Here is a 25,049-nt window from a genome sequence, read left to right as displayed (position 1 = left end):
TGTCGGCCCGCAGGCCAAGAAGGGCACCGGTCTGGTCTCCCGTATGCCCGTCGCAGGGTCACCCGGCGGTCAGATGATCGGCCAGGCCCTCTTTGACCCCGCGCAGGAACGCGGCGATCTCCTCCGGCGCGCAGATCAGTGCTGGCCCGTCAGGATCGGTCGACTGCCGTAGGGCCACACGGCCGTCGGCGAGCTTCTTCGTCTCGACGCACTGCCCGCCGTTCGGCCCGCTCCAGGGGTGCTCCCAGCCCTGCTCCCCGAGCTCGCGGGCCGGCATCCCGTTGTAGACACCCTCGTCGGTCACCGTCACGAGTACTCCTTGCGCATGTGCTTCAAAAGGTTCCTGCTGTCCTCGGACGACGTCAGTAGCGCCATTCTGGAATGCGCCTCGAGGTGGGCGACGACGTCCGCGCGTTGGTCCAAGTAGAGGGCAGCCGAGAGGAGTTCGCTGTACACGACGTCGGGCAACTCGGGTTCCTCGAACCGGAAGTACGTGAACGGGGCACACGCCCCGACGTGCGCACCCGCGGCGAAGGGCACGATGTCGAGGCTGATGTGGGCGAGTTCGGAGACCTCCAGGAGCCGCTCGATCTGCTCCCGCATCACGTCAGGGCTGCCCACTTGGCGGTGCAGGACAGCTTCCTCCATGACCACCCACAGGGTGGGTGCGTCGTCCCCTTCCAGCAGGCTCTGGCGCCGCAGTCGCAGTTCGACGCGGCGTGTCAGCTCCTCCTCGCTGCCGTTGGGCAGTCCGCCGCGCAGTACGGCGCGGGCGTAGTCGGGGGTCTGCAGCAGGCCGGATACGTACTGGGGTTCGTAGGTGCGCAGGGTCTTGGCGCCCGTCTCCAGGCTGACGTAGGCGGTGAACCAGCTGGGAACCGCGTCGCGGTAGGAGTGCCACCAGCCGGGCTCGTTGGCCTGCTCGGCCAGGTCGACGAACTCGTCGATCTCCCGGTGGTCGGCGCCGTAGGTCTCCAGAAGCTTTTCCACGTAGAGAGGTTTCAGGGCGACCTCGGCCTTTTCCAGCCGGCGGATCGTCAGGGTCTTGACGCGCAGTGCTCTGGCCGCGTCGTCCAGGGAAGCGTCGGCACCGAGCCGCATGTCCCGAAGCCGACGGGCGAGGATCATGCGCAGGACGGTCGGAGCGCTGGTGCTGGAACGGCCTTCGCTCACCGCCAAACCTCCTGAGGGCTCATCAACAACACCATTCTGACAGTGACTTGATGACGACGCCAGGGTGACATCTGCCGGGTGAAATTATCAGGGAGTCGGTTGCAGCGTGAGGTGATCACGCGCATAGTCGGCATATGCGCGGTCGCCTCACAGCCCTGACGCGGCATCCGGCCCTGGCCGGATGCGGGACGGTGATGCCCTCTTCGCCACGCCACCACAGGCACAGGGCACCTGACCGTGCACCCGCCTCGCACTGCTCGAGCTGCAGCCCGCACCCCCACATCGCGCCTGCCCCGAGACAGGCCCTGGAAGGCGAATTTCTTGACTCTGCCCACGCACTCAACCCCGGCCGAGCCTGTCGGCTCGACCACGGCCGTGTCGCGACGCGAGTACTGGTTCGGCCTGCCCGCCGTGCGCACCAGCGCGAGAGCCGCCCGCGACACCGTTCGCCACCGGCTCCGCGCCTGGCAGGTGACCGGCGCCACCTGCGGCGACGCGGTATTGCTGGTTTCGGAGCTGACAACGAACGCGGTACTTCACACCGACAGCGAAGAGGTCCTGTGCGGCCTCACGCTGACCGGCGGCGAGCAGCGCCTACGGATCGAACTCCACGACGAGGGCCGCACCCCGGTCCGCCCGCCCGAGCAGCGAGCCGATTCCTGGGACGAGAGTGGGCGAGGCCTGTTCCTGGTCCAGGAACTCGCCGACCGCTGGGGTTCCGCGCGCTCGGCGTGGGCCGAAGGCACGGTCGTGTGGGCGGAGTTGACGGCAGCCCCCGGGTGGCGGCAAACCGCCCGATAGCGACCCCTTCGCGCGGCGATCCCCCTCGATTCACCCAGAGAAGGCACCCATGAGTCCCCCCGGCGACACCTCGTCTCCCGTCGTGCTGTACGTATGCGCCGACCGAACTCCGGGCCCGCACGGGACGGCCACGCAGTGCGCGCGGACAGAGGGCCACGCGTTCGCCCAGGAGCGAGGATTGACGATCGCCGAGGTCGTCACGGACACCTACGGTGAGCCCGACCCGGCCCAGCGCAGCGGGTGGCGACGTGTGCGCCAGCTCGTGCAGAAAGGCCACGTCACCGCAGTACTCGTCCGCTGGCCCAGTGCCATCGCGCCGGAGTCCGCGGACGAACTCCGGCGCGACGAAACGGCCTGGCTCCAGCGCCGCGGTGTGCGCGTCCGGTATACGTGGGCGCCGCTGTCCTCGGCGGGCGACGAAGCCTGGTGATCCCGCGTGCTAGGTGTTCATGGGACATGGCTGGGACATGACTCATGACTGGGGTGTGGTGTGGTGGCTGGGCCTGGAATCGAGTCCTGCGGCCGGGGACTGTGCTCGATCACAGCGGCGACCTGCGCGGCTCAAACCCTGCGGAGCCTGCCGTCATGCAGCCCATGCGCCAAGATCGTGCGCCGAACACCGGCCTGGAATGGTCGGCTAGTCGGCGTACACCGGCGTGAGGTCGATGTAGATGCGCCAGTTCTGCGCCTTGCCGCCGCGGAAGGTGAGGATGTCGGCATTGGGCACCGTGATCTGCCTGCCGTCTGTCCGGGTGTAGGTGACCTCGGTCTGGACGATGACGATGTCGTCGATTTCCCAGGTTCGCAGCAGGCGGTGCGAGAGCCCGGCGATGGTGGCGAAGAAGTCGGCGACACCCCGCCGTACCGCCAGGCGGCCGATCAGTTCAGGGCTGTTGGCGAAGCGGAACACCACGTCCTCGGTGAGGTGGGCGACGAACTTGTCCGGGTCGAAGGTGTCGATGTCTCGAAAGATGCGCGCGACGTCACGGCGCCCTTCCGTCGCTCGGGTGCGGTCCACGGTGTTCTCCTCCGGTCCGAAGGCGTGACGGGCTACCCAGCGCGGGCGGCGCCGGAGGCGCACGTAGTTTGATGGGGGCAACTCCCTTTTGGTGTATGGGAGTTGTTGCAGCATCCCAAGAATGACCGGATGGTGCGACCTGAACGGCGCCCGGACGGAGATTGCCCGAAAAGGGGTACCTGCAGCCATTGGCGCGACTGCGCAGCTGGTCGGGCGGGGGTGGCAGCGCGGGGCAGGGGTGAGGGGTGTGGCCTTCAGGAATACCTGGCGGCCACACCTATGTGCCGTCATCTCATGAACTCAGCGCTTCACCGCGTGATCGGCAACTCCCATTCCTGTCACGGATATTGACACCCTCCCTTCGGGAGTCCTACGTTCACCGCGCCTGAGAGCGCTCTCAGCAGGCGTTCCGGTCAAGACTTCGAGGAGCTGCCCCCCATGCCCACCAACCGCCGCACGTCCCGCGTGTGGCCACCCCTCAGACGCGCCGTCGCCGGCTTCGCCTCGGCCGCGCTCGCCGCCACCGGCCTGGTCGCCCTGGCCGCCGCGCCTGCCTCCGCCGCCACCGTTCCGGTCGGCTCCGGCAGCTACTCCGACACCCGCCCGGCAGGCACCGTCGGCCCCACCAACAACGTCGGCGGCGCCGTCACCCCCAAGGTCACCGCCGCCGCCAAGGACAAGCCCGTACCCACCAACGACTGGTGGTCCTCGCTTGCCTTCCAGCGCTACCCGGACAACCCGTACTCCACCCCGATGTACGGCCACCCCCTCACCTACCAGGCGGCCTCAGGCGGTCTCGACGTCGGCTACCCGACCTCGGCCGCGGTCGTCGGCGACGGCCGCCAGTACGAGTACGCCCACAAGAGGGACCTCACCCTCGGTCTGACCGGCCTCAACTCGCCCGACACCAAAGCCGATTCCTGGTCCGACTGGACCGTCACCCCCTACTGGTCCGACGGCACCCGCACCCTGCGCACCACCATCGGCCACGGCCTGCCCTTCGTCTACGCGACCGGCTCCGGTGGTGACGCCCGTGTCACCACCGCCAACGCGCCCACCGTCTTCTCCGACCAGGGCAACGTCATCGGCATCACCGTCGGCGGCCACCACTACGCGCTCTTTGCCCCCTCCGGCACCGACTGGACCATCTCCGGCTCCACCCTCACCGCGCCCCTGACCTCGGCGAAGAACTACTTCTCCGTCGCCGTCCTCCCCTCGACCGGCGACCTCGCCACCTACAAGAAGTACGCGTACTCGTTCGTCACCGGCTCGAAGGTCTCCTGGTCGTCGACGGCATCCGGCCAGACCAAGGCCACCTACGCCCTGGAAACCACCCCGAAGGAGGGCACCGAGACCGGCACCCTCCAGGCGCTCTACCGCCACCAGTGGCAGGCCACCGACTCCGCGCTGACCAACCTCACCTACGTCTCCCCGCGCGGCACGATGAAGGTTCGCGAGGGCGCCTCCTTCTCCACCACCCAGAAGGCGTCCCCGGTCCTGCCGACGCTGCCGTCCGTCTCCGCCGTGGACAAGGCCCGTCTCACCGGCTACCTCAACGACGTCGCGAACGCCTCCGACCCGTTCAACGGCGCGACCGACACGTACTGGACGGGCAAGGCCCTCGGTCGTCTCGCCCAACTGGTCCCGGTCGCCGACCAGATAGGCCAGACCGCGACCCGTGACAAGCTGATCGGCCTGCTCAAGGGCAAGCTCCAGGCGTGGTTCACGGCAGGCGGCGGCCACGAGTTCAGCTACGACAAGGACTGGCGGACCCTGATCGGCTACCCGGCCTCGTACGGCAGCGACGCCGAACTCAACGACCATCACTTCCACTACGGCTACTACATCTACGCCGCCGCCATCGTCGCCCAGTACGATCAGGCCTGGGCCGCCGACTCCGCCTGGGGCGGCATGGTCAAGACGCTGATCCGAGACACCGCCAACCCCTCCCGCACCGACTCCGCCTACCCCTTCCTGCGTGGTTTCGACGTCTACGCCGGCCACAGCTGGGCCTCCGGCCACCAGGGCTTCGCCGCCGGCAACAACCAGGAGTCGTCCTCCGAGTCCACCCAGCTCAGCGCCGCGCTCGTCCTCTGGGGATCGGCGACCGGCGATGCCTCACTGCGCGACCTCGGCTCTCATCTCCTGACCACCGAGTCCGAAGCGATCGCCCAGTACTGGTTCGACGCCGACGAGCAGGTCTTCCCCTCCGGCTTCGGCCACGACACGGTCGGCATGGTCTGGGGCAGCGGCGGCGCCTACTCCACCTGGTGGACCGCGAACCCCGAGGAGATCCACGGCATCAACGCCCTGCCCATCACCTCCGGCTCCTCCCTCCACCTGGCCGCCCACCCGGCCGCCATCAAGCGCAACCTCGCCGAGATGGAACGCGAGAACGGCGGACCGGCCGTCGAATGGCGCGACATCCTCTGGGAGTTCCAGTCCCTGGCCGATCCCGCCGCCGCGAAGTCCAAGTGGGATGCGGGCAACGGCTCCTACACCCCCGAGGCCGGCGAATCCAAGGCCCACACCTACCACTGGCTCACCACCCTCGACACACTCGGCACCCCCACCCCCTCGGTGACCGGGTCCATCTCCACCTCCGCCGTCTTCACCAAGGGCACCACCCGCACCTATGCCGCCCACAACTACACCTCCTCGTCCGTCACCGTCACCTTCTCCGACGGAGGCAAACTGACCGTCCCGGCCCGCTCCACGGCCTCCGGCAACGGCACCGCCCCCGAGGATCCGGAGGATCCCACCGACCCGCCCACAGGCAATACCTTCCGCCTCACCACCGGTGGGGCCCTCACCACCTCGACGTCCACCACCACCGGATCCGACACCATCGCCTCCGCCGGCGGTGCCAACCACGACGGCAGCCCGAACCAGCCCCTCACCTACGTCATCAAGAACGTCAACGGCAAGGTGAAGTCCGGCAGCGCGACCGGCTTCCGACTCCAGGTCGACGCGGGAACGACCGTCGCCCTCGGCCAGCAGGCCCGCGTCTCCTACGACCTGACGGGCGACGGGACGTACGACCGCGTGGAGACGTACCAGTACTTCGCGAGTGACCCGGTCACCGGCTATGAGGAGTACACCCAGGCCAAGGGCCTGAAGTCCGCCACAGGCAGCCTCGGGGAGCTGAAGGGCGGCAGCGTCCGCCTGGAGGTCTGGAACGCCATCGGCAACGGCACGGCGAAGCTGAAGACGGGGGCCGCGGACACCGTGGTGGTCATTCCCTACGAGTAGCGAGCGACGGAAAGGGACAGCCCAATCCTCACCATGCCGCCGGACCTGCGAGATCGACGCGGGTTCGGCGGCTTCCCGGCTCCTCTTCGGTCAGCCGCGCCAGTGTCCTCTCCGTGGGGGAGAGGAGTTGCACCGTAGGGCGGTTCAGGTGACGTGAGAGGGGTTCTCCGCGCGCCCCTCGGTGGATGGCCCCTGCCTCCATGCAGGCTGAGCGTTCCCCCGAGGAGGAGTCTCATGTCTGTGTCTGTGCCCGCCCGTACACCTCGCCGGATGTCGACTGTCCTCACCGCTCTGGGTGGCGGAGCGTGTGCTCTCGCTCTGGCGCTGTCCGGTACCGCAAGTGCCGCACCGCCGGCACCCGAGCCCTCTCACCCCGAAGATGACTACGCCGGTTCCCAGATCCTCAAGCATGAGGCAACGACCAGGGGCGGCGTCGGACTCGCCGCAGCCGGAGGCATCGAGGGCGTGGACGTCAGCAGTCACCAGCGCAAGGTCGCATGGCCCACGCTGTGGAGGTCCGGGGTGAGGTTCGCCTACGTCAAGGCCACCGAGTCCAAGAGCTACAAGAACCCGTACTTCACCCAGCAGTACACCGGGTCGTACAAAGTCGGCATGATCCGTGGCGCCTACCACTTCGCCACCCCCAACACCTCGAGCGGCGCCACCCAGGCCCGCTATTTTCTCGCCCACGGCGGTGGCTGGTCCAAGGACGGCAAGACCCTTCCCGGCGCGCTGGACATGGAGTACAACCCCTACGGAGCCACCTGCTACGGACTGAGCAAGCAGGGCATGGTCAACTGGGTCAGGGACTTCTTCAGGACCTACAAGGCCAAGACCGGCCGTGACGTCGTCCTGTACACGTCCACCAACTGGTGGAAGACCTGCACCGGCAACTACACCGGGTTCGGCAAGACCAATCCGCTGTGGGTGCCGCGCTACGGTTCGTCTGTCGGAGCCCTGCCCGGGGGATGGAAGTACCAGACCATCTGGCAGTACACGTCAAAGGGACCGACGGTCGGCGACCACGACCGGTTCAACGGGGACCTTAGCCGCTTGAAGGCCCTGGCGACCGGCTGACCGACGGTCCCGCAGGTGGGCGCGCTGGCTCGTCCGCCTGCCAAGGATCTTCGAACGATACGCTCCTGCGGTGCACCTCATACCCGATGACCCGTTCCCTGAGATAGGCCACCCGTACACGACCGACGTGAGTGCGGACGGCCGCTGGATCGCCGTCAGTTGCCACGCGAGCGGCCGCCGAGGTCTGGGTCGGGTTGTCGTCTACCGTACGAGCGATCTCGCTCTGTGGGACCAGATCGTGTGGGGGCAGAGCGTCGAGGGTCTCACCTTCCATCCCGTCCTGCCGCTGCTCGCCGTGGGCACCGAGGAGGGGGATGAGTTCGAACTCCGGGGCGGACTGCACCTGTACGCAGTGGAGACCCGGCGCCGTGTCGACGTGGCCGTCGCCGGGGCCGGCGTCACCGCTCTGCGCTGGCGGGACGCGCGTTGCCTGGAGGTGACGTGCGCTCGCCCGGTCATCGACTTCGAGGACCTGGGCCGAGTGACGTACACGCGCTCCGCCGTCGAGCGCGACGACTGGCACGGCGTTACCGCTGACGTGCTCGCGGCGCAGGTCTCCTGGCCGCAGACACCGGTGGAGGTCGACTGGGGCAGCATCAAGGGCCCGGGCATCGAACAGCCGCAGCGTTACCTTGCCGGCGTCGCCGCCGAAAAGGGCCGCGCCTGGGCACGGCGGACCGGAACGTCCCTGGTGGAGGTGCTGGGGGATGGCCGGATGCTGGTCACATCGTCGGGCGGCGCCTTGGTGGAGTGCTGGTCGCCGCGCGGCGACCTGCAATGGTCGGTGCCGATGCCTGACGACAGCCCGTTTCAGCGCAACGGCTGTCGCTGGTACGTCACACCGGACGAGGAGAGCGTCTGGGTCACCGTTCTGGAGGGCGACAGCAGTGACCGGCGCACCCTGCTGCGCCGGTTCGCCCTCGCCGACGGCACCCAACTCGCCGAACTGCGTTACGACTTCCCGGCCGCCATCGCTGCGCGCACGGACGGTGCCTGGGTGGCCCGGGACTCCAGGGAACTGTTCCCCGGACCGAACTGGCCGCCGTACGAGAGCGTCGTACTCACGCCTTCCGGGCGACGGCTGGCCACCCTGGCGCTGGGGGAGAGCGGCAGCTCCTACGACTTCCCGGTGCGGCACTCGCCGCATCTGCTCTTCCTGTACGGCGTCGGTGCCGCGGACGTAAGGGCGGAGCTGTTGGAGAAGTGGGTCGTGCGGGCGGACTCCAACGGGATCGAGCGACTGTTCCCGCTCGCCTGGGACGACTCCCTCGGCCCCTTCCTGCGCGGCGGTCCCGCCGTGTACGTCGATGACGAGGCCGGGCCAGGGATCGTCCACACATGCACGGCGCGCGACGGCACCCACCTCGTACGTCGTGCCTACCCGGGCGGCGCTGTGGCCTGGGCCCACCACTTCGACGCGCAGGTCACCGGAGTTGATGTGCACGGCGGCCTCGTCCACGCCGTGACCGCAGCCGGCGCCTGCGAGCTGCTCACGCTGCGCGCGGCGGACGGCACGGCGGTGGGACGCAGGGCGCTCACCCATGGCGGACACCTCTACACCCCGACTTGCCTGAGTGCCGGTCCGGACGGTGACCTGGTGATCGGCACGGCGGAGGGGCGGCTGATCAGGACGAGTCACCTGGCTGTGGGCTCTGATGCGCACTCCGGCGCGGATTCGCCTTCCTGAGGGTCAGCCGGTGACGGGCTGCGGCCCCGGTCGGCGAGCCGTAGCACTGTTGCGGGAGCGCAACTCCAAGGCGCGCAGGACCAGTTCGGTGGCGAACCGGTCGTCCGGTGAGGCCAGCAGGTCGCCGAAGACCTTCTCCAGATTGCGCAGCCGGTAGCGGACCGTCTGCGGGTGCAGGTGGAGCGCATCGGCCATCTGCAGGACATTTCCGCGGGTGTCGAGCCACGCGCGCAGGGTGCTGATGAGCCGGTCGCGCTGATTGGCCGTGAGGCCCGCCAGGGGGGCGAGCTGCTGCCGGGCGAGCGCCGAGATCAGACCGGGGTCGGCGAAGAGGGAGAGGGCCACCAGATGGTCCTGGCAGTGGATGTACGAGGCGGTCTCCAGGACGCCCGCCTCGGAGAGGCTCAGGGCTCTTCGGGCCCAGCGTAAGGACTCCGCCGCGTCCGCCAGCGGGACGGTCAGTCCCACGGCTGCGCGGATGGTGTGCGGGGCCGCGTCCATGAAGGCGCGGCGGTGTTCGTCGACGGCTCCGGGGATCAGGGCGTGCGGCAGCGAGGAGCTCAGGTCGACCAGGACGTCCTCGGCGATGGCGCCCCGGTCGGGTCGGCCCTCCGTGCTGAACGCGATCGGAGTGACCTCGTCGGGCAGCTGCCACTTGGCGCGCTCCGCGAGTTCGACGAGGGTCGCCCGGGGGACGGACACATCGGACAGGAGGTGCTTCAGGAGCCGCTGGCGCTGGATGTCCTGGCCCTGTTCCATCTCCGCCCGCGCCTCCTGGTAGCCCTCGCGGGAGACCTCCATGAGGTTGTCCACGTAGGCCAGCAGGGCGTCGGCGAAGGAGAGCATGAGGCCGGCCGGCAGGTTGAGCCGCCGGAGCACCCCCTTGGCCCGGTTGAGGGCGAGCCGGGCGCCGAGCCGGAAGATGGCCTGCATGGTGTCCAGGCTGCGGCCCTCGTAGGCCTCGAAGCGGCCGAACATGCGGCACACCTTGTCGCGTTGGACGGTGGAGGTGTCCGGGGAGGCGACCTGATCCACGAAGCTCGTCAGGTTGTGCTCGACGATGAGATGTACGGCCCGGGAATAGGGGCCGTCGAGGACTTCCGCGTATTCGGGGTAGGACCGGTGGATCTCCTCGATGACTTCCTGGATGAGTCCGGGCAGTTCTGGGCGCATGATCGCGGCGAACTCGCGGGGGAGGGTGGACGCTGGATGTCCCGCGTCCCCCGCCTTTAATGCAGTAGTCATGGAACTCCCCTAACTCCGCCCGTGATCGAATCCGCTGACCGGTAGTGTCCGGGGACGGCATCGGTCCCCGAGGACCCCGGTGGTCGCCGGCCGGCGGCGGGTCATAAGTGATCTTGGCGCTGTGGAACCCCTGGCACGGTAGACCATGGGCAGCCCGTGTGCACCCTGCCCATCACTCTCTTTCGGACAACACCATTCCGCTGGTGCCGTGTTCAGGGCGCCCTGCTTGAGCGGGGTCCGTCAAGAGGTCTGCAGGGGAGTGCTCATCGCGGGATGAACCTCTTCCGCGGGTTGTTGTCAGGGTGACAAAAGTGGGTGCCCGTCATGGGTTGTGTTCGGGTGAGGAGAGGTGGGTCCGTCCTTCGTCAAGAGGCCGGGCGCTGAGTACTCATCTCTGGACGAAGTCGCTCTCGGATTTGCTGTGCCGGGGACAAGTAAATGCCTGGTGTTTTCGGGCCGGGGTGCTTTTCCAATTCGGCCGTTGCGCCGTTCAGTTACCCGTGCGTAAGGTCCGATTCGAAAGTCGAACAGGAAGCGGATCGGGTCTTATTGGACGGTATTGCCCGATGCCTGCTTCGGTCCTTCGTGTGCGGATGCCCCTTCGCGCAAATGGTCCAGGCTCCTCCCGGACCACGTGAGGACCACTCCATCGGACCCCGCGGCGGCCCCCCTGCCGCGGGGTCCGCCCTCTGATCGGAGAGCAGCGATGACTGGTGCCCTGAGCGGTCGGCGCACCGCACGGGTGGCCGCGGTCGCCGTAGCGGCGTGTGTGCTCGGCCTGTTGCCCGGTTCGGGCTCTGTCGCGCGGGATCAGCGGGAGGCCGAGCTCACGGCCGCGTACGACTGCGCCCTGCCCTCGGGCACCCGGCAGGTCGAGGTCGCCCTCAGCGCCGCGTTTCCCGAGCGGGGCACGGTCGGAAAACCGATCAGGCCCACGAAGGCGCGTGTGGAGATGATCCTGCCGCGGCCGGTCGTGGCCGAGCTGCTGCCCGCAGGGACGGCATCGGTCGCGGGGACGGCTGTGCTGGCCACGACGGTCGCCCAGGGGCGCGAGCGGGCGCAAGCCGATTGGGCGGACCTGGCTTCCGCCGAGGTGCGGCTGCCCGCACGGGGCGCCGTTGAGATCGGCCTCGGCGGCGACGTGCCCTATGTGACGGTCGGCTCCGCGGGCGATGTCACTTTTACGGCCGGGGAGTTGGACCTCACTCTCACTGCCGTCGCCGGTGCGGGCACCGGCGACGCGGGCCCGCGGTCCGCCCGGGCCGAGCTGACCTGCACCCCGGCCAGGGATGCGGAAACGCTGCTCGCGGCCGTTCCTGTCGGGGCGCCCGCCTCAGGAACGCCCGCGGCGCCGCCCAGCGACTTCACCGCCCCGGACAGCGCTGCCCCGCGCGATACCTCCGAGGGGATCGAAGCCGGGCCGCAACCCCGCGCCGCCACCGGCGCCTGCCCCGCAGCGCCGCCCCAGGGCAAGCTCGACCCGGAGCGGCTGCCGGCGGTTCCGCCGGGCGGGGAGGTCAGCGAGCTGGAACCGACCTCGATGTGCGCGGTACCGGCGGGCTTCGCCACCCTGCGCAAACTCAAGAGCTCGGCCCTGGTCAACGACCCGCGCGCGCAGCGGGTCGGTCTGATGCATCTGGCCATGCGGATGCGCGAGGTCAGGGCGCCCGACTACGTCGAGTACGACCACCTGGGCGTCATGCAACTTCCCGACACCGAGGGCACGTTCCTCACCTTCGGCTTCCAGCCGATCACCGCCAAGGTCCGCTTCGAGCCCGAACCGGCGACCATCGTCAACATCATCCGGCCGGGCAAGCCGCCGGTGACCAGGGTCGGTTACCGCCAGCATCTGCGCCTGTTCGACGTACGGATCAACGGGGTGCCCTTGGACGTCGGGCCCCGCTGCCGCACCTCGCGGCCCGTCGAGACGGAACTGACCGGCAGCTACCCGGTCAGCGCGGGCGGCCTGCTGCAGGGCGAGCTGACCATCCCGGCACTCTCGGGGTGCGGCGCGCACGGCGAGGACCTGGACGCGCTGCTCTCCGGGGCGGTCTCCGGGCCCGGCAACGCCCTGAAGATCCGCCAGGGGCGCGTCTGCGGCGCCGGATCGGTCTGCAAGATCCCGGAGCTTCCCGATCTCTGACCGCCGAGCGAGCCGCAACACGGCGACAGCACAGGGCCACGAGCACGAGGCCGAGACCTGAACCACGAGCAACCCCGAACTCTGAGCAAGGAGGTGCGATGGGAGTCGAAGTGGTCGTCGAAGGACTGACCAAGTCGTTCGGCAAGCAGAACATCTGGCAGAACGTGACCCTGACCCTGCCGCGCGGCGAGGTCAGCGTGATGCTCGGCCCGTCGGGCACCGGCAAGACGGTCTTCCTGAAGTCGATCGTCGGCCTGGTCCGCCCCGAACAGGGGCACGTCCTCATCGACGGCGTCGACATGGTCAACAGCCGCGAGCGGGACGTGTACGAGGCCCGCAAACTGTTCGGCCTGATGTTCCAGGACGGCGCGCTCTTCGGCTCGCTCAGCCTCTTCGACAACGTCGCCTTCCCGCTGCGCGAGCACACCCGCAAGAAGGAATCGGAGATCCGCCGCATCGTCATGGAGCGGCTCGAACTGGTCGGCCTCGCGGGCGCCGAGAAGAAGCTGCCCGGCGAGATATCGGGCGGCATGCGCAAACGCGTGGGCCTGGCCCGGGCCCTTGTGCTCGACCCGCAGATCATCCTGTGCGACGAGCCCGACTCGGGGCTCGACCCGGTGCGCACGTCCTATCTCTCGCAGCTGCTCATCGACATCAACGCGGAGATCGACGCGACGATGCTCATCGTTACCCACAACCTAGACATCGCGGCGACCGTCCCGGACAACATGGGGATGCTCTTCCGCCGCAACCTGGTGACCTTCGGGCCGCGCGAGGTGCTCCTGACCAGTGAGGAGCCGGTGGTCGAGCAGTTCCTCAGCGCCCGCAGGGCGGGGCCCATCGGCATGTCCGAGGAGAAGGACCAGGCCACCTTGGACCTGGAGGCCGCGCACGGCATCGTCGCCGGGCCTCCCGCCGAGCGCACCATCGTGCCGCAACTGGCGCCCACTCCCGGGCTGCCCGAACGCCAGGCGGTGCGCCGGCGCCGGGAGCGTGTCCAGGGCATGCTGCACGAACTGACGCCCGCGGCCCGCCGCGCCGTCGAGGCGAGCCTGCGCGAGGGCGACGCCCCCACCTTCGCCGCGCCCCGGGTGGTCAGGGGAGCGGCCACATGAGCGCGCCTTCCGCCCCGCGTCAGCCTCTGCCGGGCCTGGGCGTGCTGCGCGAGATCGGGCACCTGTTCGCGCTCGCCGTCAGCGTGCTCCGGCTGATGTTCAAAAGGCCCTTCCAGTGGCGCGAGTTCGTCGAGCAGTTCTGGTTCATCGCCAGCGTCACGATCCTGCCCGCGATGCTGGTGACGATCCCCTTCGGAGCGGTCATCGCCCTCCAGGTGGGCTCTTTGATCGAGCAGTTCGGCGCCCAGGCCTTCACCGGCGGCGCCAGCGTCCTGGTCATCATCCAGCAGGCAAGCCCGCTGATCGTCTCCCTGCTCATCTCGGGCGTCGCCGGGTCGGCGATCTGCGCGGACCTCGCCTCGCGCACCATCCGCGAGGAGCTGGACGCCATGCGGGTCATGGGCGTCTCGCCCGTCCAGCGCCTTGTCGTGCCCCGCGTACTGGCGGTGATGCTGGTCGGGCTGCTCCTCAACGGCCTGGTCTCCGTGGTGGGCACCCTGGGCGGCTACTTCTTCAACGTCGTGATGCAGAACGGCACCCCGGGCGCGTACGTGGCCAGCTTCTCCGCCCTTGCCCAGCTGCCCGACCTCTACATCAGCGAGTTCAAGGCGCTGATCTTCGGCTTCATCGCCGGTGTGGTGGCCGCCTACCGCGGACTGAACCCCAAGGGCGGCCCCAAGGGCGTGGGCGACGTGGTCAACCAGTCGGTCGTCTTCACCTTCCTCATCCTCTTCTTCGTCAACATGGTCCTGACGGGCGTCTACCTGCAGCTCGTCCCCCCGAAGGGGCTGTGACCCATGGCCCTGACGCAACGCGACGGCAAGAGCCGCGCCTTCGCCTGGCTGGACCGGCCCGGCGACGAACTCCTCTTCTACCTGCGGGCGCTGATCTGGATTCCGCGCGCCGTGCGCCGCTACCCCAAGGAGATCCAGCGGCTGCTCGCCGAGGTCGCCTTCGGCAGCGGCGGCCTCGGGGTGATCGGCGGCACCGTCGGCGTGATGATCGGCATCACCGTCTTCACCGGCACGGTCGTCGGCCTGCAGGGCTACGCGGCGCTCAGCCAGATCGGCACCGACGCGTTCACCGGCTTCGTCTCCGCCTACTTCAACACCCGCGAGATCGGCCCGCTGGTCGCCGCCCTGTCCCTGTCCACCACGGTCGGCGCCGGGTTCACCGCCCAGCTGGGTGCGATGCGCATCAATGAGGAGGTCGACGCCCTGGAGAGCATGGGCGTGCGCTCCACGCCCTTCCTCGTCAGTACCCGCATCGTGGCCGGCGCGATCGCCGTCATCCCGCTGTACGGCATCGGTCTGCTCGGTTCCTACCTGGCCTCACGGGCGACGACCGTGCTGTTCAACTCGCAGTCCACAGGCACCTACGACCACTACTTCAACCTTTTCCTGGTCCCCACGGACGTGCTCCTGTCCTTCCTCAAAGTGCTGATCTTCAGCGTGCTCGTGATCCTCGCGCACTGCTACTACGGCTTCCGCGCCTCGGGCGGCCCTGCCGGGGTGGGGGTGGCCGTCGGCCGCTCCGTGCGGACCGCGATCGTGCTCATCAGCGTCACCGACTTCTTCCTCAGTCTGGCGCTGTGGGGCGCCACGACCACGGTGAAGGTGGCCGGATGAGCGCCCCGCCGAAGACCCTGACGCGCCCGGTGGCGACACCTGCGGTGCGCACGCGTCCCACGGAGGGCGCCCTCGCCCGCCGCAGACGGCTCGCCGGAGTGGTGTACCTCGTGGTGCCCGCCCTGCTGGTGTGGCTGTCGATCGCCGTGTACGACAAGGAGTTCACCGACTCCGCGACCGTCATCGTCGAGACGGGCCGCGCCGGCAGCGAGATGCACCCCCACGCCGAGGTCAAGCTGCGAGGCGTCGTCGTCGGCGAAGTCGAGAAGATCGAAACGGGCGGCCGCACCGCACGGCTCACTCTCGCCCTGCAGCCCGACAAGATCGGCCGGGTTCCCTCCGACGTCCGGGCCCAACTGCTGCCGACCACCCTGTTCGGGCAGCGGTACGTGGCCCTGGTCCCGCCCGACCAACCCTCGGCGCGCCCGCTGGCCGCGGGCAGTGTCATCCCGCGGGACCGCAGCCGCAGCGCCGTCGAGCTGGAGCAGGTGCTCGACAACCTGCTGCCCCTGCTGACCGCCGTACAGCCGCAGAAGCTGTCGGCCACGCTGTCCGCCCTCGCGCAGGCCCTCGAAGGACGGGGGCAGAAGCTCGGCGAGTCACTGGTGGAGCTCAACGGCTACCTGAAGGACTTCAACCCCCATCTGCCCTCCCTGAACCGCGACATCAAGCACCTCGTCGAACTGAGCGACACCTATGCCGATGCCGCCCCCGAGCTGGTCCACGCTCTGCACGACGCCACCACCACCAGCGCCACCATCGCCGCCCAGCGAGCCGACCTCTCCACGCTGTACGCGTCGGTCACCAGCAGCTCCCAGGAGACCGGCAGCTGGCTGCGCGGCAACCGCGCCAACCTCATCCGGCTGACCGCCACCAGCCGCCCGACCCTGCAGATCCTCGCCCAGTACGCGCCCGCCTTCCCCTGCACCCTGAGCACGGTCGCCGACTTCGTGCCGGCCATGGACGCCGCCCTGGGCAAGGGCACCGACAGGCCGGGCCTGCGCGTCGATGTGCGGGTCGTCCCCTCGCGCGGTGCCTACGCGCCGGGCCGGGACACGCCCCGCTACGAGGCAGGGGGCGGGCCGCGCTGTTACCCCGTCCCCTACACGGGCGGCTCGTACGCCGCGCAGCAGAGCACGGCCACCACCCTGAGCGGGGTGCCCGGCGGGCTCGGTGTGGCCAACTCGCCCCAGGAGAACGCCCTTGTCACCGAACTGCTCGCCGCATCGGACAAAGACCGGCGCGGCTCCCTGCCCGACTGGTCGAGCGTGCTCGCAGGACCGGCCTTCCGCGGGGCGGAGGTGAAGCTGAAGTGAGCGGACAGCGCAGCCTGACCGGCCCCGCCGTCAAATCGCTGATCTTCATCGTGGTGACCGCCCTGGCCACCACCGTGCTCGCTCTGAGCGTCTCGGGCAGCGACGTCGGAGGCACCCGCAGCTACAAGGCCTGGTTCACCGATGCCACCGGGCTCAACGAGGGCGACTCGGTGCGCATCGCCGGAGTGGAGGTGGGCCAGGTGTCCTCGGTCGAGATCGTCCAACGCCGCTATGCGCAGGTGGAGTTCACGCTGGAGGGGCAGCGCAGGATGCCTGCCTCCGCCACGGCGTCCATCAAGTACCTGAACATGCTCGGGCAGCGCTTCGTCGATCTGCGCCGTGGCGCGGGACCGGTCGGCCGCAGCCTGGAGCCGGGGCAGACCATCCCGCTCAGCCGCACCACCCCGGCGCTCGACCTGACCCAACTGTTCAACGGGTTCCAGCCGTTGATGCAGGGGCTCTCCCCGAAGGACACCAACGAGCTCGCCGGGTCGATCGTGCAGGTCCTGCAGGGCGAGGGAGGCACGGTCGAGAGCCTCCTTGCGACCGTCGGCTCGCTGACCACCACGGTCGCCGCCAAGGACCGGGTGATCGGGGAGGTCATCAGCAACCTCAACCGCGTCCTCAAAGCGGTCAACACCCGGCAGAAGGGCTTCACCGAACTCATCGGCACGGTCGAGGAACTGGTCTCCGGTTTCTCCGATGACCGCAGGACCGTGGGCCGGTCCGTCGACTCGCTGGCCAAGCTCAGCGTGAGCACCGCGGATCTGTTCGGCACGAGCCGGGCGCCCCTGAAGGACGGCATCCGTGATCTGGGGCGGGTGTCCAAGACCCTCGCCGACAATGAGCCCCTGGTCGAGAACTTCCTGGAGAAGACACCGCAGAAGATGGCCGCCCTCTCCCGGACGGCCTCCTACGGCTCCTGGCTGAACCTGTATCTCTGCGAGGCGAAGGTCAGCGGTGTCTCGACCTACGACGACAGTCCGCCGCCGACCGGGCTCGCGATCAAGGATGCGAGGTGTCGCGCATGAAGCTGCCCCGGTTGCGGCGCCCCCGCATCAAGCCCGTCAACGAGCGCAACCCGGTGTCCGTCGCCCTGGCCGGGCTCCTCGCCATGACGCTCATCGGGCTGCTCGCCTACAACGCCGAATCGCTGCCCGTGATCGGCGGCGGCACCCGCTACACCGCCGACTTCCGCGATTCGGTGGGGCTCAAGGCGGGCGACGAGGTGCGGATCGCCGGTGTGCGTGTCGGCAAGGTGGAGGACGTCGCCCTGGACGGCCCCAAGGTGAAGGTCACCTTCAAGGTGGAGGACGCCTGGATCGGCGACCGCAGCACCATCGGCATCGCCATCAAAACCCTCCTGGGCGCCAAGTACCTCGCCGTCGATCCGCTCGGCAGCCGCAAACAGGACCCCGGCAAGCGCATCCCCACCCGCCGCACCACCTCTCCGTACGACGTGATGGAGGCCTTCAACGGCCTGAGCCGCACGACCGGTGCGCTGGACGAGGAGCAGCTCGCCAAGAGCTTCAAGGCCGTCTCGGGGGCCTTCGAACACACTCCGCCACACGTCCGCAAAGCCATGAAAGGCCTCTCCGCGCTCTCCCGGACCGTCTCCACGCGCAACGACGACCTGTCCGAACTCCTCGACGGCTCGGCCCAGTTCACCACGTCGGTGAACAGCAAGAAGAAGCAGTTCGAGCGGCTGCTCGACAACGGCAACCTGCTCCTTGAAGAGGTACGACACCGCCGCAAGTCCATCCACGCGCTGCTCACCGGCGCCCGCGACCTCGGCACCGAGATCAGCGGCCTCGTCGGCGACAACGAACACCGGCTGGGTCCCGCGCTCGCCGCGCTCGACCGGGTCACCGGCGTCCTGAGCAAGAACCAGAAGAACCTCGACAAGGCCCTCGCCGCCGCCGGACCCTACTACCGGCTCGTCGGCAACACCCTGGGCAACGGACGCTGGATGGACGGCTACCTGTGCGGCCTGGTCCCCAAGGACTACCTGCCCGCGGGCACCGGCCCGGCCGGCGGATGCATGCCGCCGAAACAGGGAGGCGGACGCTGATGGCCCGCACACCGACACTCGAGCGCGCACCCGGACACGCACGACAAGGGATCGGCGAGCGGATCTCCGATGCCACCGGCGCCCTGTGGGGCGGACGGCTCACCGCCATCCTCATCGTCCTCACGCTCCTGGCGGCAGGCGGCATCGTCGGGGTGACCGCCCTCGCGCGCGGCGGGGACGGCAAACACCTCACCGCCTACTTCGACCGGGCCGTCGCCGTCCACGAAGGATCCGACCTCAGGGTCCTCGGGGTGCGTGTCGGCAGCGTCGACGAGATCCGGCCCGAGGGCAGACAGGTCCGGGTGCGGCTCACCCTGGATGAAGGAGTCAAGGTGCCCGCCCGGGTGCAGGCCGTCGTGGTCGCACCCAGCGTGGTGTCAGGACGGTTCGTGCAGCTCAGCCCCGCCTACAGCAGCGGCCCGCAGATCCGCGACGGGGACGTCATCGGCGCCGAGCACACGGCGACCCCCGTCGAGGTCGACGAACTCCTCAAGAGCGTCACCGAGCTGAGCGACGCCCTGGGCCCCGACGGCGCGAACAAGGACGGCGCCCTGGCGGGACTCGTCGAGGCCGGGGCGAAGAACCTCGACGGCAACGGCAAGGACATCGGCGACACCATCCACCAGCTCGGCGGCGCCTCCGCCGTGCTCAACGGCAACAGCGGCGACCTCGTCACCACCATCGAGCAGCTGGGGGAGTTCATCAGCATGCTCAAGCGCAAGGACGGCCAAGTGGCCCGCGCCGAGCAGCAGCTGTCCGAGGTGGCGGGCTTCCTCGCCGCGGACAAGACCGACCTCGCCGGCGCCCTCAAGGAACTCGGGACGGCCCTTGGCCAGGTCAAGGGCTTCATCCGCGACAACCGGGGCCGCCTGAAGTCGAACGTCGACAAGCTGGCGGGCCTGACCCGGTCCGTCGTCGAGCAGCGGGCCTCGGTGGCCGAGGCCCTGGACGTCCTGCCGCTGGCCGCCGCCAACCTCGGCCAGGCGTACAACCCGCGCACCCGCACCATCGACGGCCGCGCCAACATCAACGAACTGGCCCCGGTGAGCGGCACCACAAACGGCGGCGCCGAGGACCTCGTGGCCGTCCCCCCGAAGCGGGCCAAGAGCCTGCCCGTGCTGCCGCTGCCGCCGGTCGGCACCGTGTACGGCACGGCGGGCAACGCCGGGGGAGGCCGGTCATGAAGCGCCGTACCGCACGCATCGCGATGAGCCTCTCCCTGAGCGTGACCCTGCTCGGCCTTGCCCTGGGCGCCGGCGGCCTGCCGGACTTCGACGGTCTGCAGGATCTGCCGCTGCCCGGCGGAGCCGACCTCGGCGAGCACCCTTACGAGGTCACCGCGGAGTTCCGCGACGTCGTCAGTCTCTTCCCGCACTCCGCGGTCAAGGTCAACGACGTCGAGGTCGGCCGCGTGAGCCGGATCTCCCTCGCCGACAACGGCTGGGCCGCCCGCGTCACCCTCAAGGTCAACGGCGGCGTGCGGCTGCCCGCCAACGCCTACGCCAATCTCGAGCAATCCAGCGTCCTGGGCGAGAAGTACGTGCAGCTCGCCGCCCCCCAGGACATGCGCGCCCGCCCCGACCTCCAGAACACCAGGACCGGCACCACGGCGGCCTACACCGGCAACCGGGGCCGGCTGCGCGACGGGGACGTCATCCCGCTGGCCCGCACCAACCGCAACCCCGAGATCGAGGAAGTCTTCGGCGCCCTGTCGATGGTCCTCAGCGGCGGCGGCGTACAGCAGATCCAGACCATCTCCCGCGAACTGAACAAGGCGCTCGGCGGCAAGGAGGGCGAAGTCCGCTCCGTGCTGCGGCAGATCAACACCACCGCGAAGAGCCTGGACAAGAACAAGAAACACATCACCGCAGCCCTCGACGGCATGAACCGGCTCTCCACCACCCTGGCCACCCGCGACCGCGAGATCGGCGAGATCCTGCGGGACCTGCCGCCCGGCCTGAAGGTCCTCAGCGACCAGCGCTCCTCCCTCGTGAGCATGCTGCGCGCCCTGGACTCGCTCTCCACGGTCGCCGTCGACACCGTCGACCGCACCAAGGACGACCTGGTGGCCGACCTCAAGGCCCTGGCCCCGGTCCTGAAGAACCTCGCCGACTCGGGCGCCGACCTGCCCGAATCGCTGCAGGTGATGTTCACCTATCCGTTCACGGACGAAGTGCTCAGCGGAGTGAAGGGCGACTACCTCAACGTCTACCTGAAGATCGCTGCCGCCCCCGGAACGGAGATCGTGCCACCCCTCCGCGGGGGCGGCACCGCCACCCGCTCGTCCCTGCCGCTGCCCGCGGTCACCGGAACCTCAGGAGGCGACTCCTAGTGCTCACCCGCGCCACCCACCTCAAGAACATCGCCTTCCTGGTGCTGGGCATCCTCGTCCTGTCCTACATCGCGACCACCTACGCCGATCTGGGGCGGTACGTGGGCGCCCGCGACTACTACACGGTCAAGGTCCAACTCGTTGAGACCGGAGGCCTGTTCAGCCACGGCAACGTCACCTATCGGGGCGTCGACGTCGGCCGCGTGGAAGCCGTCGAGCTGACCCCCGACGGAGTCGAGGCCCGTATCCGCATCAAGGAATCGGCGCCGAAGATCCCCAGTGACGTGGAGGCGAAGGTCGCCAACCTCTCGGCGGTGGGCGAGCAGTACCTCGACCTGAGCCCGCGCACCGACGGCGGGCCCTTCCTCGCCGACGGCTCGGTCGTCCCGCGCGGGGCCACCCGGACCCCGGCTCCGGTCACCGACGTACTCACCAGCGTCGACCGGCTGGCCTCCTCGGTCGACACCGCCGCACTGCGCACGGTCGTCGACGAACTCGGCAAGAGCTTCGAGGGACGCGGACAGGACCTGCAGATCCTCATCGACACCAGCAGCGAATTCATCCGGGCGGCCAAGAAGTCCCTGCCCGCCACCACCCGGCTCCTCATCGACGGCGAGACGGTCCTGCGCACCCAGAACGAGCAGTCCGACGCCCTGAAATCCTTCGCCGGCGGAGCCGCCGAACTGGCCGCCCAGCTCAAGGAGTCCGACCCCGACCTGCGCCGTCTCATCGCCCAGACCCCGCAGGCCGCCACCCAGTTCACCGCCCTGCTGCAAGACACCGACCCCGGCCTGAGTGTCGTGCTGGCCAATCTCGTCACCACCTCCGAGCTCCTGGTGACCCGCCAGCGCGGCACCCGCGAACTGATGGTGCGCATCCCGCAGGTCGCCTCCACCGGAGCGAGTGCCGTCGGCCCCGACGGCGTGCGCTTCGGCATGATCACCACGTTCTTCGAGCCGCTGCCCTGCACCGCCGGATACGGCGGCACCACCTACCGCAACGGCCTGGACACCTCACCGGCCCCCGCCAACACCAAGGCTGCCTGCACCGCAGGACCCGGCAGCGGTCAGAACGTCCGCGGTTCGGGCAACGCACCGCGCGGCGGTGTGCCCGAACCCGCCCGGCCCGGCTCGGACGGGACGGGGCAGCGCCAAGCGCCGTCCGACAGCCCCACCGACCTGGGCGGCCTGCTCGGGATGGGCGCGTCATGAGGAAGCGGGGAGCCATGGGACGACGGAGCGCATGGGCGGCCGCACTGCTGGCGGGGGCGCTGTTCTGCGGCTTCTCGGGATGGACGTACGCGCACACGCGGGCCGACACCGACCTGGCTTACGCCCGAGAGCGTGACAGTGCCCTGGACGCCGCCCGCAAGCACATCGCGGTGCTCAACACCATGGACGGCAAAGACGTACGGGCCTCGCTGCGCGCCTGGACCAAGGCGGCGGACGGGCCTCTCGCGGACGAGCTGCGGCGCACCGGCGACGACAGCGCCAAAGCCCTCGAACAGGAGGGCACCAGCACCCGCGGCACGGTCACCGACGCGGCGGTCATCTCCCTGGACAGCCGGGCGGGCACGGCGAAGGTCATCGCCACCGTCCGCGTCGAGGTGACCGCACGCACCGGCAAGTCCACCACCGACCGCAAACGCTTCGAGGCGGGCCTCGACGACAGCGGGGCGGGCTGGAAACTCAGCTCGCTGAGCTCGGTCCCCGTCACCGCCACATGAGCCACATGAGAGGGAGCAGCGCAATGAGGCGATGCATATGAGCGCCGGACTGAAGGCCCGCCGTGCGGCGGACGCCGACACGGCCGGCGAGGGCGTCGACGCGGACACCGAGGCCAGGCCCGCGCCCCGTCGCCGCGGGCGTCGCACACTGCCCGCACTCCTCCTGGCCGCACTGCTCCTGACCGGCGGCACCCTGCTGGTCCTCACCGACCGGAGCGCGAACGCACCGGGCGCAGCCAACCAGGCGCTGACCGACATCGAGCGGACCCGCCGGGTCATCGCCGACATCAGCGACGCACTCAGCACGGTCTTCACCTACACACCCGAGGACCTGGCCACCACCGAGCGGCGCGCGCACGACGTGCTGCGCGGGAAGGCGGCCAAGGACTACCGGGCCCTGGTCGGAAAGCTCCGCAGGCAAGTCACCGAACAAAAGCTGTCGCTGACCACGCAGGTGATACGGGCCGGAGCCGTCGAACTCACCGGCGACACGGCGCGGCTGCTGGTCTTCCTGGACCAGCGGGCCAAGCGCGAAGGCGCCAAGGCGACCACCGCGGCCGCCCAGCTCTCGATCACCGCGCGGCAGGCCGGCGGCCACTGGACGATCACCGACATCAAGGCCCGCTAGGGCACCACCGGAGAGAGACATGGCACGTACGACGACCCGACACCGTACGAGACTCTCGCTCGCCTCCGCGGCGGCCGCCCTCGCCCTGGGCTTCGCCGGCTGGACGGGCTCGTCCTGGTACGCGGCGGCCCACGACGACGCCGCGCGGTTCGCGGAGACCCGTGACGAGGTCCTCGCGGCGGGCGAACAGGCCGCCTTGAACATGAACACCCTCGACCATCGCGACCTCGAGCGCGGCCTGGACGCCTGGGAGCAGTCGGCCACCGGCAGCCTGTTGGGCGAACTGCGCAAGGGCAGGCCCGAGTTCGAGAAGCAGGTGCGCACCGCCCGCACGGTCACCACGGCCGAGGTGCTGTCGGGGGCCGTGACCGAACTGGACGAGCGCGAGGGCCGGGCGGGAGTCCTGATCGCGATGCGGATCACCGTCGACCCGCCGAAGAAGAAGCCGAGCACCAAGGAGAGCCGACTCCTTGGCGAGCTCACCCGCACCGGCGACGGCTGGAAGCTGAGCGGCCTCGGCCAGGCTCCCGCAGGCGAGACGCCCACCGACACTCCGTCCGACTGAGGGGCCGATCCATGTCGACGACACGCCATATGGTCAACCGGCAGCGGCGTCTTGCCGCGGTCAAGGCCCGCGAAACACCCCCGCCCGCACCACGGACCCCGCGTCCGCGCCCGACTTCCCGGGAAAGGCCTGCCCGGACCGGCCGCAGACCCGTGCCCTGGCCCGTGCTGCTCGCGCTGATCGCCGTACTGGCCGCGGCCTTCGCGGTCTTCGCCCACACCCGGGCCGGCGCTGCGCGGGACCTGCCCGCCCTGCGCAATGCGGCGCTGACCGACACGGCCCGCACCAGCGAGGTCAAGGGCACGGTCGGCCAGGCCGTCGATGCGGTCTTCTCCTACGATCACGCCGACCCGGACGGGACCGAGAAGGCCGCGGACAAGTACCTCACCGGCAAGGCGGTCGCCCAGCACCGGGAAATGCTCGCGCGGGTCCGCGCCCAGGGAGAGCGGCAGAAGCTCGTCCTGAGCACCACGGTCACACACAGCGGAGTCGAGGTCATCGACGGCGAGCGGGCCCGGGCCCTGGTGTTCGCCGACCAGAGCAACACCAGTACCGCCAAGGGCGGTTCGGCCACGCACGCGGCAGCGATGTTCGCCGTGGACGTGGTCCGCCGGGATGGGACCTGGCAGATCGCGAACATCGACACGTTCAGCAGGTGAAGGGGAGTCAGGCATGAAGGGGAGTCAGGCATGAGGAACACCAGACGCAAGCGGCTCAGCGCCGCGCTCTTGTCCGCCGCCCTCGGGGCCGCGGTCGCGGCGACGGTGGCCGGGTGCAGTTCACGCGTCGACGACGGTCCGCAGGTCGACTGGGCCTCGGACGTCTGCGACAGCGTGCAGGACGTGGGGTCCGAGTTGAAGCTTCCCGCCGCGGACCAGAAGGACGCCAAGAAGTATCACGCGGAGGTCGTCACCTTCATGGAGGCGCTCGACCGGCAACTGGGGGCGCTGGACAAGAAGATGCGGCAGGACGGCGCACCGCCCGTCGACGGCGGCGATGCCACGTACCAGAAAGCACTCAAGAACCTCCGCGGCGCCCGCAGCAGCCTCGCCGGCACCACCTCCGAACTCAAGAAGGCCAAGGTCACCGACGAGAAGTCCCTGAAGGCGGCGCTGAAGAAGGCGGGCGAGGGCATGGACAAGGCGGGCGGGTACCAAGGCCCCGCCCACGACTTCCGTGCCGACACCGCCCTCAAGCAGGCCTTCGCCAAGGCGCCGGAGTGCGAAAACCTGCCCGGTGTCGGACCCTCGGCACCGTCGGCCGGATAACGGC

General features: G+C 69.5%; 24 protein-coding genes. 20 read left to right on the top strand and 4 right to left on the bottom strand.

Features of this window, described 5'->3' with window-relative positions; all coding sequences use genetic code 11:
• Positions 1-58 precede the first annotated feature (58 nt).
• Together ACWGIH_RS07905 and ACWGIH_RS07900 are read right to left on the bottom strand one after the other, a co-directional pair.
• The gene (locus tag ACWGIH_RS07905; RefSeq protein ID WP_453447214.1) at positions 59-310 is read right to left on the bottom strand and encodes a DUF397 domain-containing protein; all 252 of its coding nucleotides are present in this window, start codon (positions 308-310) and stop codon (positions 59-61) included.
• Positions 307-1,173, bottom strand: a complete 867-nt coding sequence (locus ACWGIH_RS07900; protein ID WP_453447213.1) for a helix-turn-helix domain-containing protein — start codon at positions 1,171-1,173, stop codon at positions 307-309. Before ACWGIH_RS07900 ends, ACWGIH_RS07905 begins: the two co-directional genes overlap by 4 nt.
• Before the next feature lie 321 nt (positions 1,174-1,494).
• Here ACWGIH_RS07900 and ACWGIH_RS07895 point away from each other — a divergent pair, with 321 nt between their 5' ends.
• Both ACWGIH_RS07895 and ACWGIH_RS07890 read left to right on the top strand, forming a co-directional pair.
• Positions 1,495-1,974, top strand: a complete 480-nt coding sequence (locus ACWGIH_RS07895; protein ID WP_453447211.1) for an ATP-binding protein — start codon at positions 1,495-1,497, stop codon at positions 1,972-1,974.
• A gap of 49 nt (positions 1,975-2,023) precedes the next feature.
• Positions 2,024-2,404: a hypothetical protein gene (locus ACWGIH_RS07890; protein ID WP_453447210.1), complete on the top strand. Its 381-nt coding sequence runs from the start codon at positions 2,024-2,026 to the stop codon at positions 2,402-2,404.
• 207 nt (positions 2,405-2,611) lie between these two features.
• On the opposite strand, the gene ACWGIH_RS07885 is transcribed toward ACWGIH_RS07890, so the two are convergent.
• Complete coding sequence (locus ACWGIH_RS07885) at positions 2,612-2,992, bottom strand: nuclear transport factor 2 family protein (RefSeq protein WP_453447209.1); 381 nt, start codon at positions 2,990-2,992, stop codon at positions 2,612-2,614.
• A 438-nt stretch (positions 2,993-3,430) separates the two neighbouring features.
• Between ACWGIH_RS07885 and ACWGIH_RS07880 the strand changes: the two genes are divergently transcribed.
• The 3 genes from ACWGIH_RS07880 (at position 3,431) to ACWGIH_RS07870 (ending at position 9,008) form a co-directional block, all read left to right on the top strand.
• On the top strand, positions 3,431-6,244 hold the full coding sequence (locus tag ACWGIH_RS07880; protein ID WP_453447208.1) for a glycosyl hydrolase: 2,814 nt from the start codon (positions 3,431-3,433) through the stop codon (positions 6,242-6,244).
• A gap of 234 nt (positions 6,245-6,478) precedes the next feature.
• On the top strand, positions 6,479-7,321 hold the full coding sequence (locus tag ACWGIH_RS07875) for a lysozyme (RefSeq protein ID WP_453447206.1): 843 nt from the start codon (positions 6,479-6,481) through the stop codon (positions 7,319-7,321).
• Positions 7,322-7,391: 70 nt separating this feature from the next.
• A complete protein-coding gene (locus ACWGIH_RS07870; protein WP_453447205.1) occupies positions 7,392-9,008 on the top strand; it encodes a hypothetical protein in 1,617 nt (538 codons plus the stop codon).
• Between the two features lie 3 nt (positions 9,009-9,011).
• Here the strand turns inward: ACWGIH_RS07870 and ACWGIH_RS07865 are convergent, their stop codons facing one another.
• The gene (locus ACWGIH_RS07865; RefSeq protein ID WP_453447203.1) at positions 9,012-10,253 is read right to left on the bottom strand and encodes a PucR family transcriptional regulator; all 1,242 of its coding nucleotides are present in this window, start codon (positions 10,251-10,253) and stop codon (positions 9,012-9,014) included.
• A 706-nt stretch (positions 10,254-10,959) separates the two neighbouring features.
• Between ACWGIH_RS07865 and ACWGIH_RS07860 the strand changes: the two genes are divergently transcribed.
• The 15 genes from ACWGIH_RS07860 to ACWGIH_RS07790 all read left to right on the top strand — a co-directional run bounded on the left by ACWGIH_RS07860 (position 10,960) and on the right by ACWGIH_RS07790 (position 25,045).
• On the top strand, positions 10,960-12,396 hold the full coding sequence (locus ACWGIH_RS07860) for a DUF6801 domain-containing protein (protein WP_453447202.1): 1,437 nt from the start codon (positions 10,960-10,962) through the stop codon (positions 12,394-12,396).
• A gap of 98 nt (positions 12,397-12,494) precedes the next feature.
• Positions 12,495-13,511 carry an ABC transporter ATP-binding protein gene (locus tag ACWGIH_RS07855; RefSeq protein ID WP_453447200.1) on the top strand — a complete coding sequence of 339 codons (1,017 nt, stop codon included), beginning with the start codon at positions 12,495-12,497 and terminating at the stop codon, positions 13,509-13,511.
• Positions 13,508-14,305, top strand: a complete 798-nt coding sequence (locus ACWGIH_RS07850; protein ID WP_453447199.1) for an MlaE family ABC transporter permease — start codon at positions 13,508-13,510, stop codon at positions 14,303-14,305. The genes ACWGIH_RS07855 and ACWGIH_RS07850 overlap by 4 nt, the downstream gene beginning before the upstream one ends.
• A 3-nt stretch (positions 14,306-14,308) precedes the next feature.
• On the top strand, positions 14,309-15,139 hold the full coding sequence (locus tag ACWGIH_RS07845; protein WP_453447197.1) for an MlaE family ABC transporter permease: 831 nt from the start codon (positions 14,309-14,311) through the stop codon (positions 15,137-15,139).
• On the top strand, positions 15,136-16,455 hold the full coding sequence (locus ACWGIH_RS07840) for an MCE family protein (RefSeq protein ID WP_453447195.1): 1,320 nt from the start codon (positions 15,136-15,138) through the stop codon (positions 16,453-16,455). Before ACWGIH_RS07845 ends, ACWGIH_RS07840 begins: the two co-directional genes overlap by 4 nt.
• The gene (locus ACWGIH_RS07835; protein WP_453447193.1) at positions 16,452-17,486 is read left to right on the top strand and encodes an MCE family protein; all 1,035 of its coding nucleotides are present in this window, start codon (positions 16,452-16,454) and stop codon (positions 17,484-17,486) included. The genes ACWGIH_RS07840 and ACWGIH_RS07835 overlap by 4 nt, the downstream gene beginning before the upstream one ends.
• Positions 17,483-18,526, top strand: coding sequence for an MCE family protein (locus tag ACWGIH_RS07830; RefSeq protein WP_453447192.1), 1,044 nt, complete (start codon positions 17,483-17,485; stop codon positions 18,524-18,526). The genes ACWGIH_RS07835 and ACWGIH_RS07830 overlap by 4 nt, the downstream gene beginning before the upstream one ends.
• The gene (locus ACWGIH_RS07825; RefSeq protein WP_453447191.1) at positions 18,526-19,710 is read left to right on the top strand and encodes an MCE family protein; all 1,185 of its coding nucleotides are present in this window, start codon (positions 18,526-18,528) and stop codon (positions 19,708-19,710) included. The genes ACWGIH_RS07830 and ACWGIH_RS07825 overlap by 1 nt, the downstream gene beginning before the upstream one ends.
• A complete protein-coding gene (locus ACWGIH_RS07820; RefSeq protein ID WP_453447189.1) occupies positions 19,707-20,858 on the top strand; it encodes an MlaD family protein in 1,152 nt (383 codons plus the stop codon). Before ACWGIH_RS07825 ends, ACWGIH_RS07820 begins: the two co-directional genes overlap by 4 nt.
• Positions 20,858-22,069, top strand: coding sequence for an MlaD family protein (locus ACWGIH_RS07815; RefSeq protein ID WP_453447188.1), 1,212 nt, complete (start codon positions 20,858-20,860; stop codon positions 22,067-22,069). The genes ACWGIH_RS07820 and ACWGIH_RS07815 overlap by 1 nt, the downstream gene beginning before the upstream one ends.
• 14 nt (positions 22,070-22,083) lie before the next feature.
• Positions 22,084-22,584: a hypothetical protein gene (locus ACWGIH_RS07810; protein ID WP_453447186.1), complete on the top strand. Its 501-nt coding sequence runs from the start codon at positions 22,084-22,086 to the stop codon at positions 22,582-22,584.
• Between the two features lie 37 nt (positions 22,585-22,621).
• Positions 22,622-23,212: a hypothetical protein gene (locus ACWGIH_RS07805; protein ID WP_453447184.1), complete on the top strand. Its 591-nt coding sequence runs from the start codon at positions 22,622-22,624 to the stop codon at positions 23,210-23,212.
• A 19-nt stretch (positions 23,213-23,231) separates the two neighbouring features.
• Positions 23,232-23,777 carry a hypothetical protein gene (locus ACWGIH_RS07800; RefSeq protein ID WP_453447182.1) on the top strand — a complete coding sequence of 182 codons (546 nt, stop codon included), beginning with the start codon at positions 23,232-23,234 and terminating at the stop codon, positions 23,775-23,777.
• An 11-nt stretch (positions 23,778-23,788) separates the two neighbouring features.
• The gene (locus ACWGIH_RS07795) at positions 23,789-24,436 is read left to right on the top strand and encodes a hypothetical protein (RefSeq protein WP_453447180.1); all 648 of its coding nucleotides are present in this window, start codon (positions 23,789-23,791) and stop codon (positions 24,434-24,436) included.
• A gap of 30 nt (positions 24,437-24,466) precedes the next feature.
• The gene (locus ACWGIH_RS07790) at positions 24,467-25,045 is read left to right on the top strand and encodes a hypothetical protein (RefSeq protein WP_453447178.1); all 579 of its coding nucleotides are present in this window, start codon (positions 24,467-24,469) and stop codon (positions 25,043-25,045) included.
• Positions 25,046-25,049 lie beyond the last annotated feature (4 nt).

This window comes from Streptomyces sp. NPDC054872 (assembly GCF_053610705.1).
Note: the sequence above shows the minus strand (reverse complement) of the source record. Positions and strands in the feature narration are given on the sequence as shown.

Coding starts and splice junctions, on each gene's coding strand:
- ACWGIH_RS07890 (WP_453447210.1), top strand. CDS start 2,024: ATGAGTCCCCCCGGCGACACCTCGTCTCCCGTCGTGCTGTACGTATGC.
- ACWGIH_RS07880 (WP_453447208.1), top strand. CDS start 3,431: ATGCCCACCAACCGCCGCACGTCCCGCGTGTGGCCACCCCTCAGACGC.
- ACWGIH_RS07875 (WP_453447206.1), top strand. CDS start 6,479: ATGTCTGTGTCTGTGCCCGCCCGTACACCTCGCCGGATGTCGACTGTC.
- ACWGIH_RS07865 (WP_453447203.1), bottom strand. CDS start 10,253: ATGACTACTGCATTAAAGGCGGGGGACGCGGGACATCCAGCGTCCACC.
- ACWGIH_RS07860 (WP_453447202.1), top strand. CDS start 10,960: ATGACTGGTGCCCTGAGCGGTCGGCGCACCGCACGGGTGGCCGCGGTC.
- ACWGIH_RS07855 (WP_453447200.1), top strand. CDS start 12,495: ATGGGAGTCGAAGTGGTCGTCGAAGGACTGACCAAGTCGTTCGGCAAG.
- ACWGIH_RS07850 (WP_453447199.1), top strand. CDS start 13,508: ATGAGCGCGCCTTCCGCCCCGCGTCAGCCTCTGCCGGGCCTGGGCGTG.
- ACWGIH_RS07845 (WP_453447197.1), top strand. CDS start 14,309: ATGGCCCTGACGCAACGCGACGGCAAGAGCCGCGCCTTCGCCTGGCTG.
- ACWGIH_RS07840 (WP_453447195.1), top strand. CDS start 15,136: ATGAGCGCCCCGCCGAAGACCCTGACGCGCCCGGTGGCGACACCTGCG.
- ACWGIH_RS07830 (WP_453447192.1), top strand. CDS start 17,483: ATGAAGCTGCCCCGGTTGCGGCGCCCCCGCATCAAGCCCGTCAACGAG.
- ACWGIH_RS07825 (WP_453447191.1), top strand. CDS start 18,526: ATGGCCCGCACACCGACACTCGAGCGCGCACCCGGACACGCACGACAA.
- ACWGIH_RS07820 (WP_453447189.1), top strand. CDS start 19,707: ATGAAGCGCCGTACCGCACGCATCGCGATGAGCCTCTCCCTGAGCGTG.
- ACWGIH_RS07810 (WP_453447186.1), top strand. CDS start 22,084: ATGGGACGACGGAGCGCATGGGCGGCCGCACTGCTGGCGGGGGCGCTG.
- ACWGIH_RS07805 (WP_453447184.1), top strand. CDS start 22,622: ATGAGCGCCGGACTGAAGGCCCGCCGTGCGGCGGACGCCGACACGGCC.
- ACWGIH_RS07800 (WP_453447182.1), top strand. CDS start 23,232: ATGGCACGTACGACGACCCGACACCGTACGAGACTCTCGCTCGCCTCC.
- ACWGIH_RS07795 (WP_453447180.1), top strand. CDS start 23,789: ATGTCGACGACACGCCATATGGTCAACCGGCAGCGGCGTCTTGCCGCG.
- ACWGIH_RS07790 (WP_453447178.1), top strand. CDS start 24,467: ATGAGGAACACCAGACGCAAGCGGCTCAGCGCCGCGCTCTTGTCCGCC.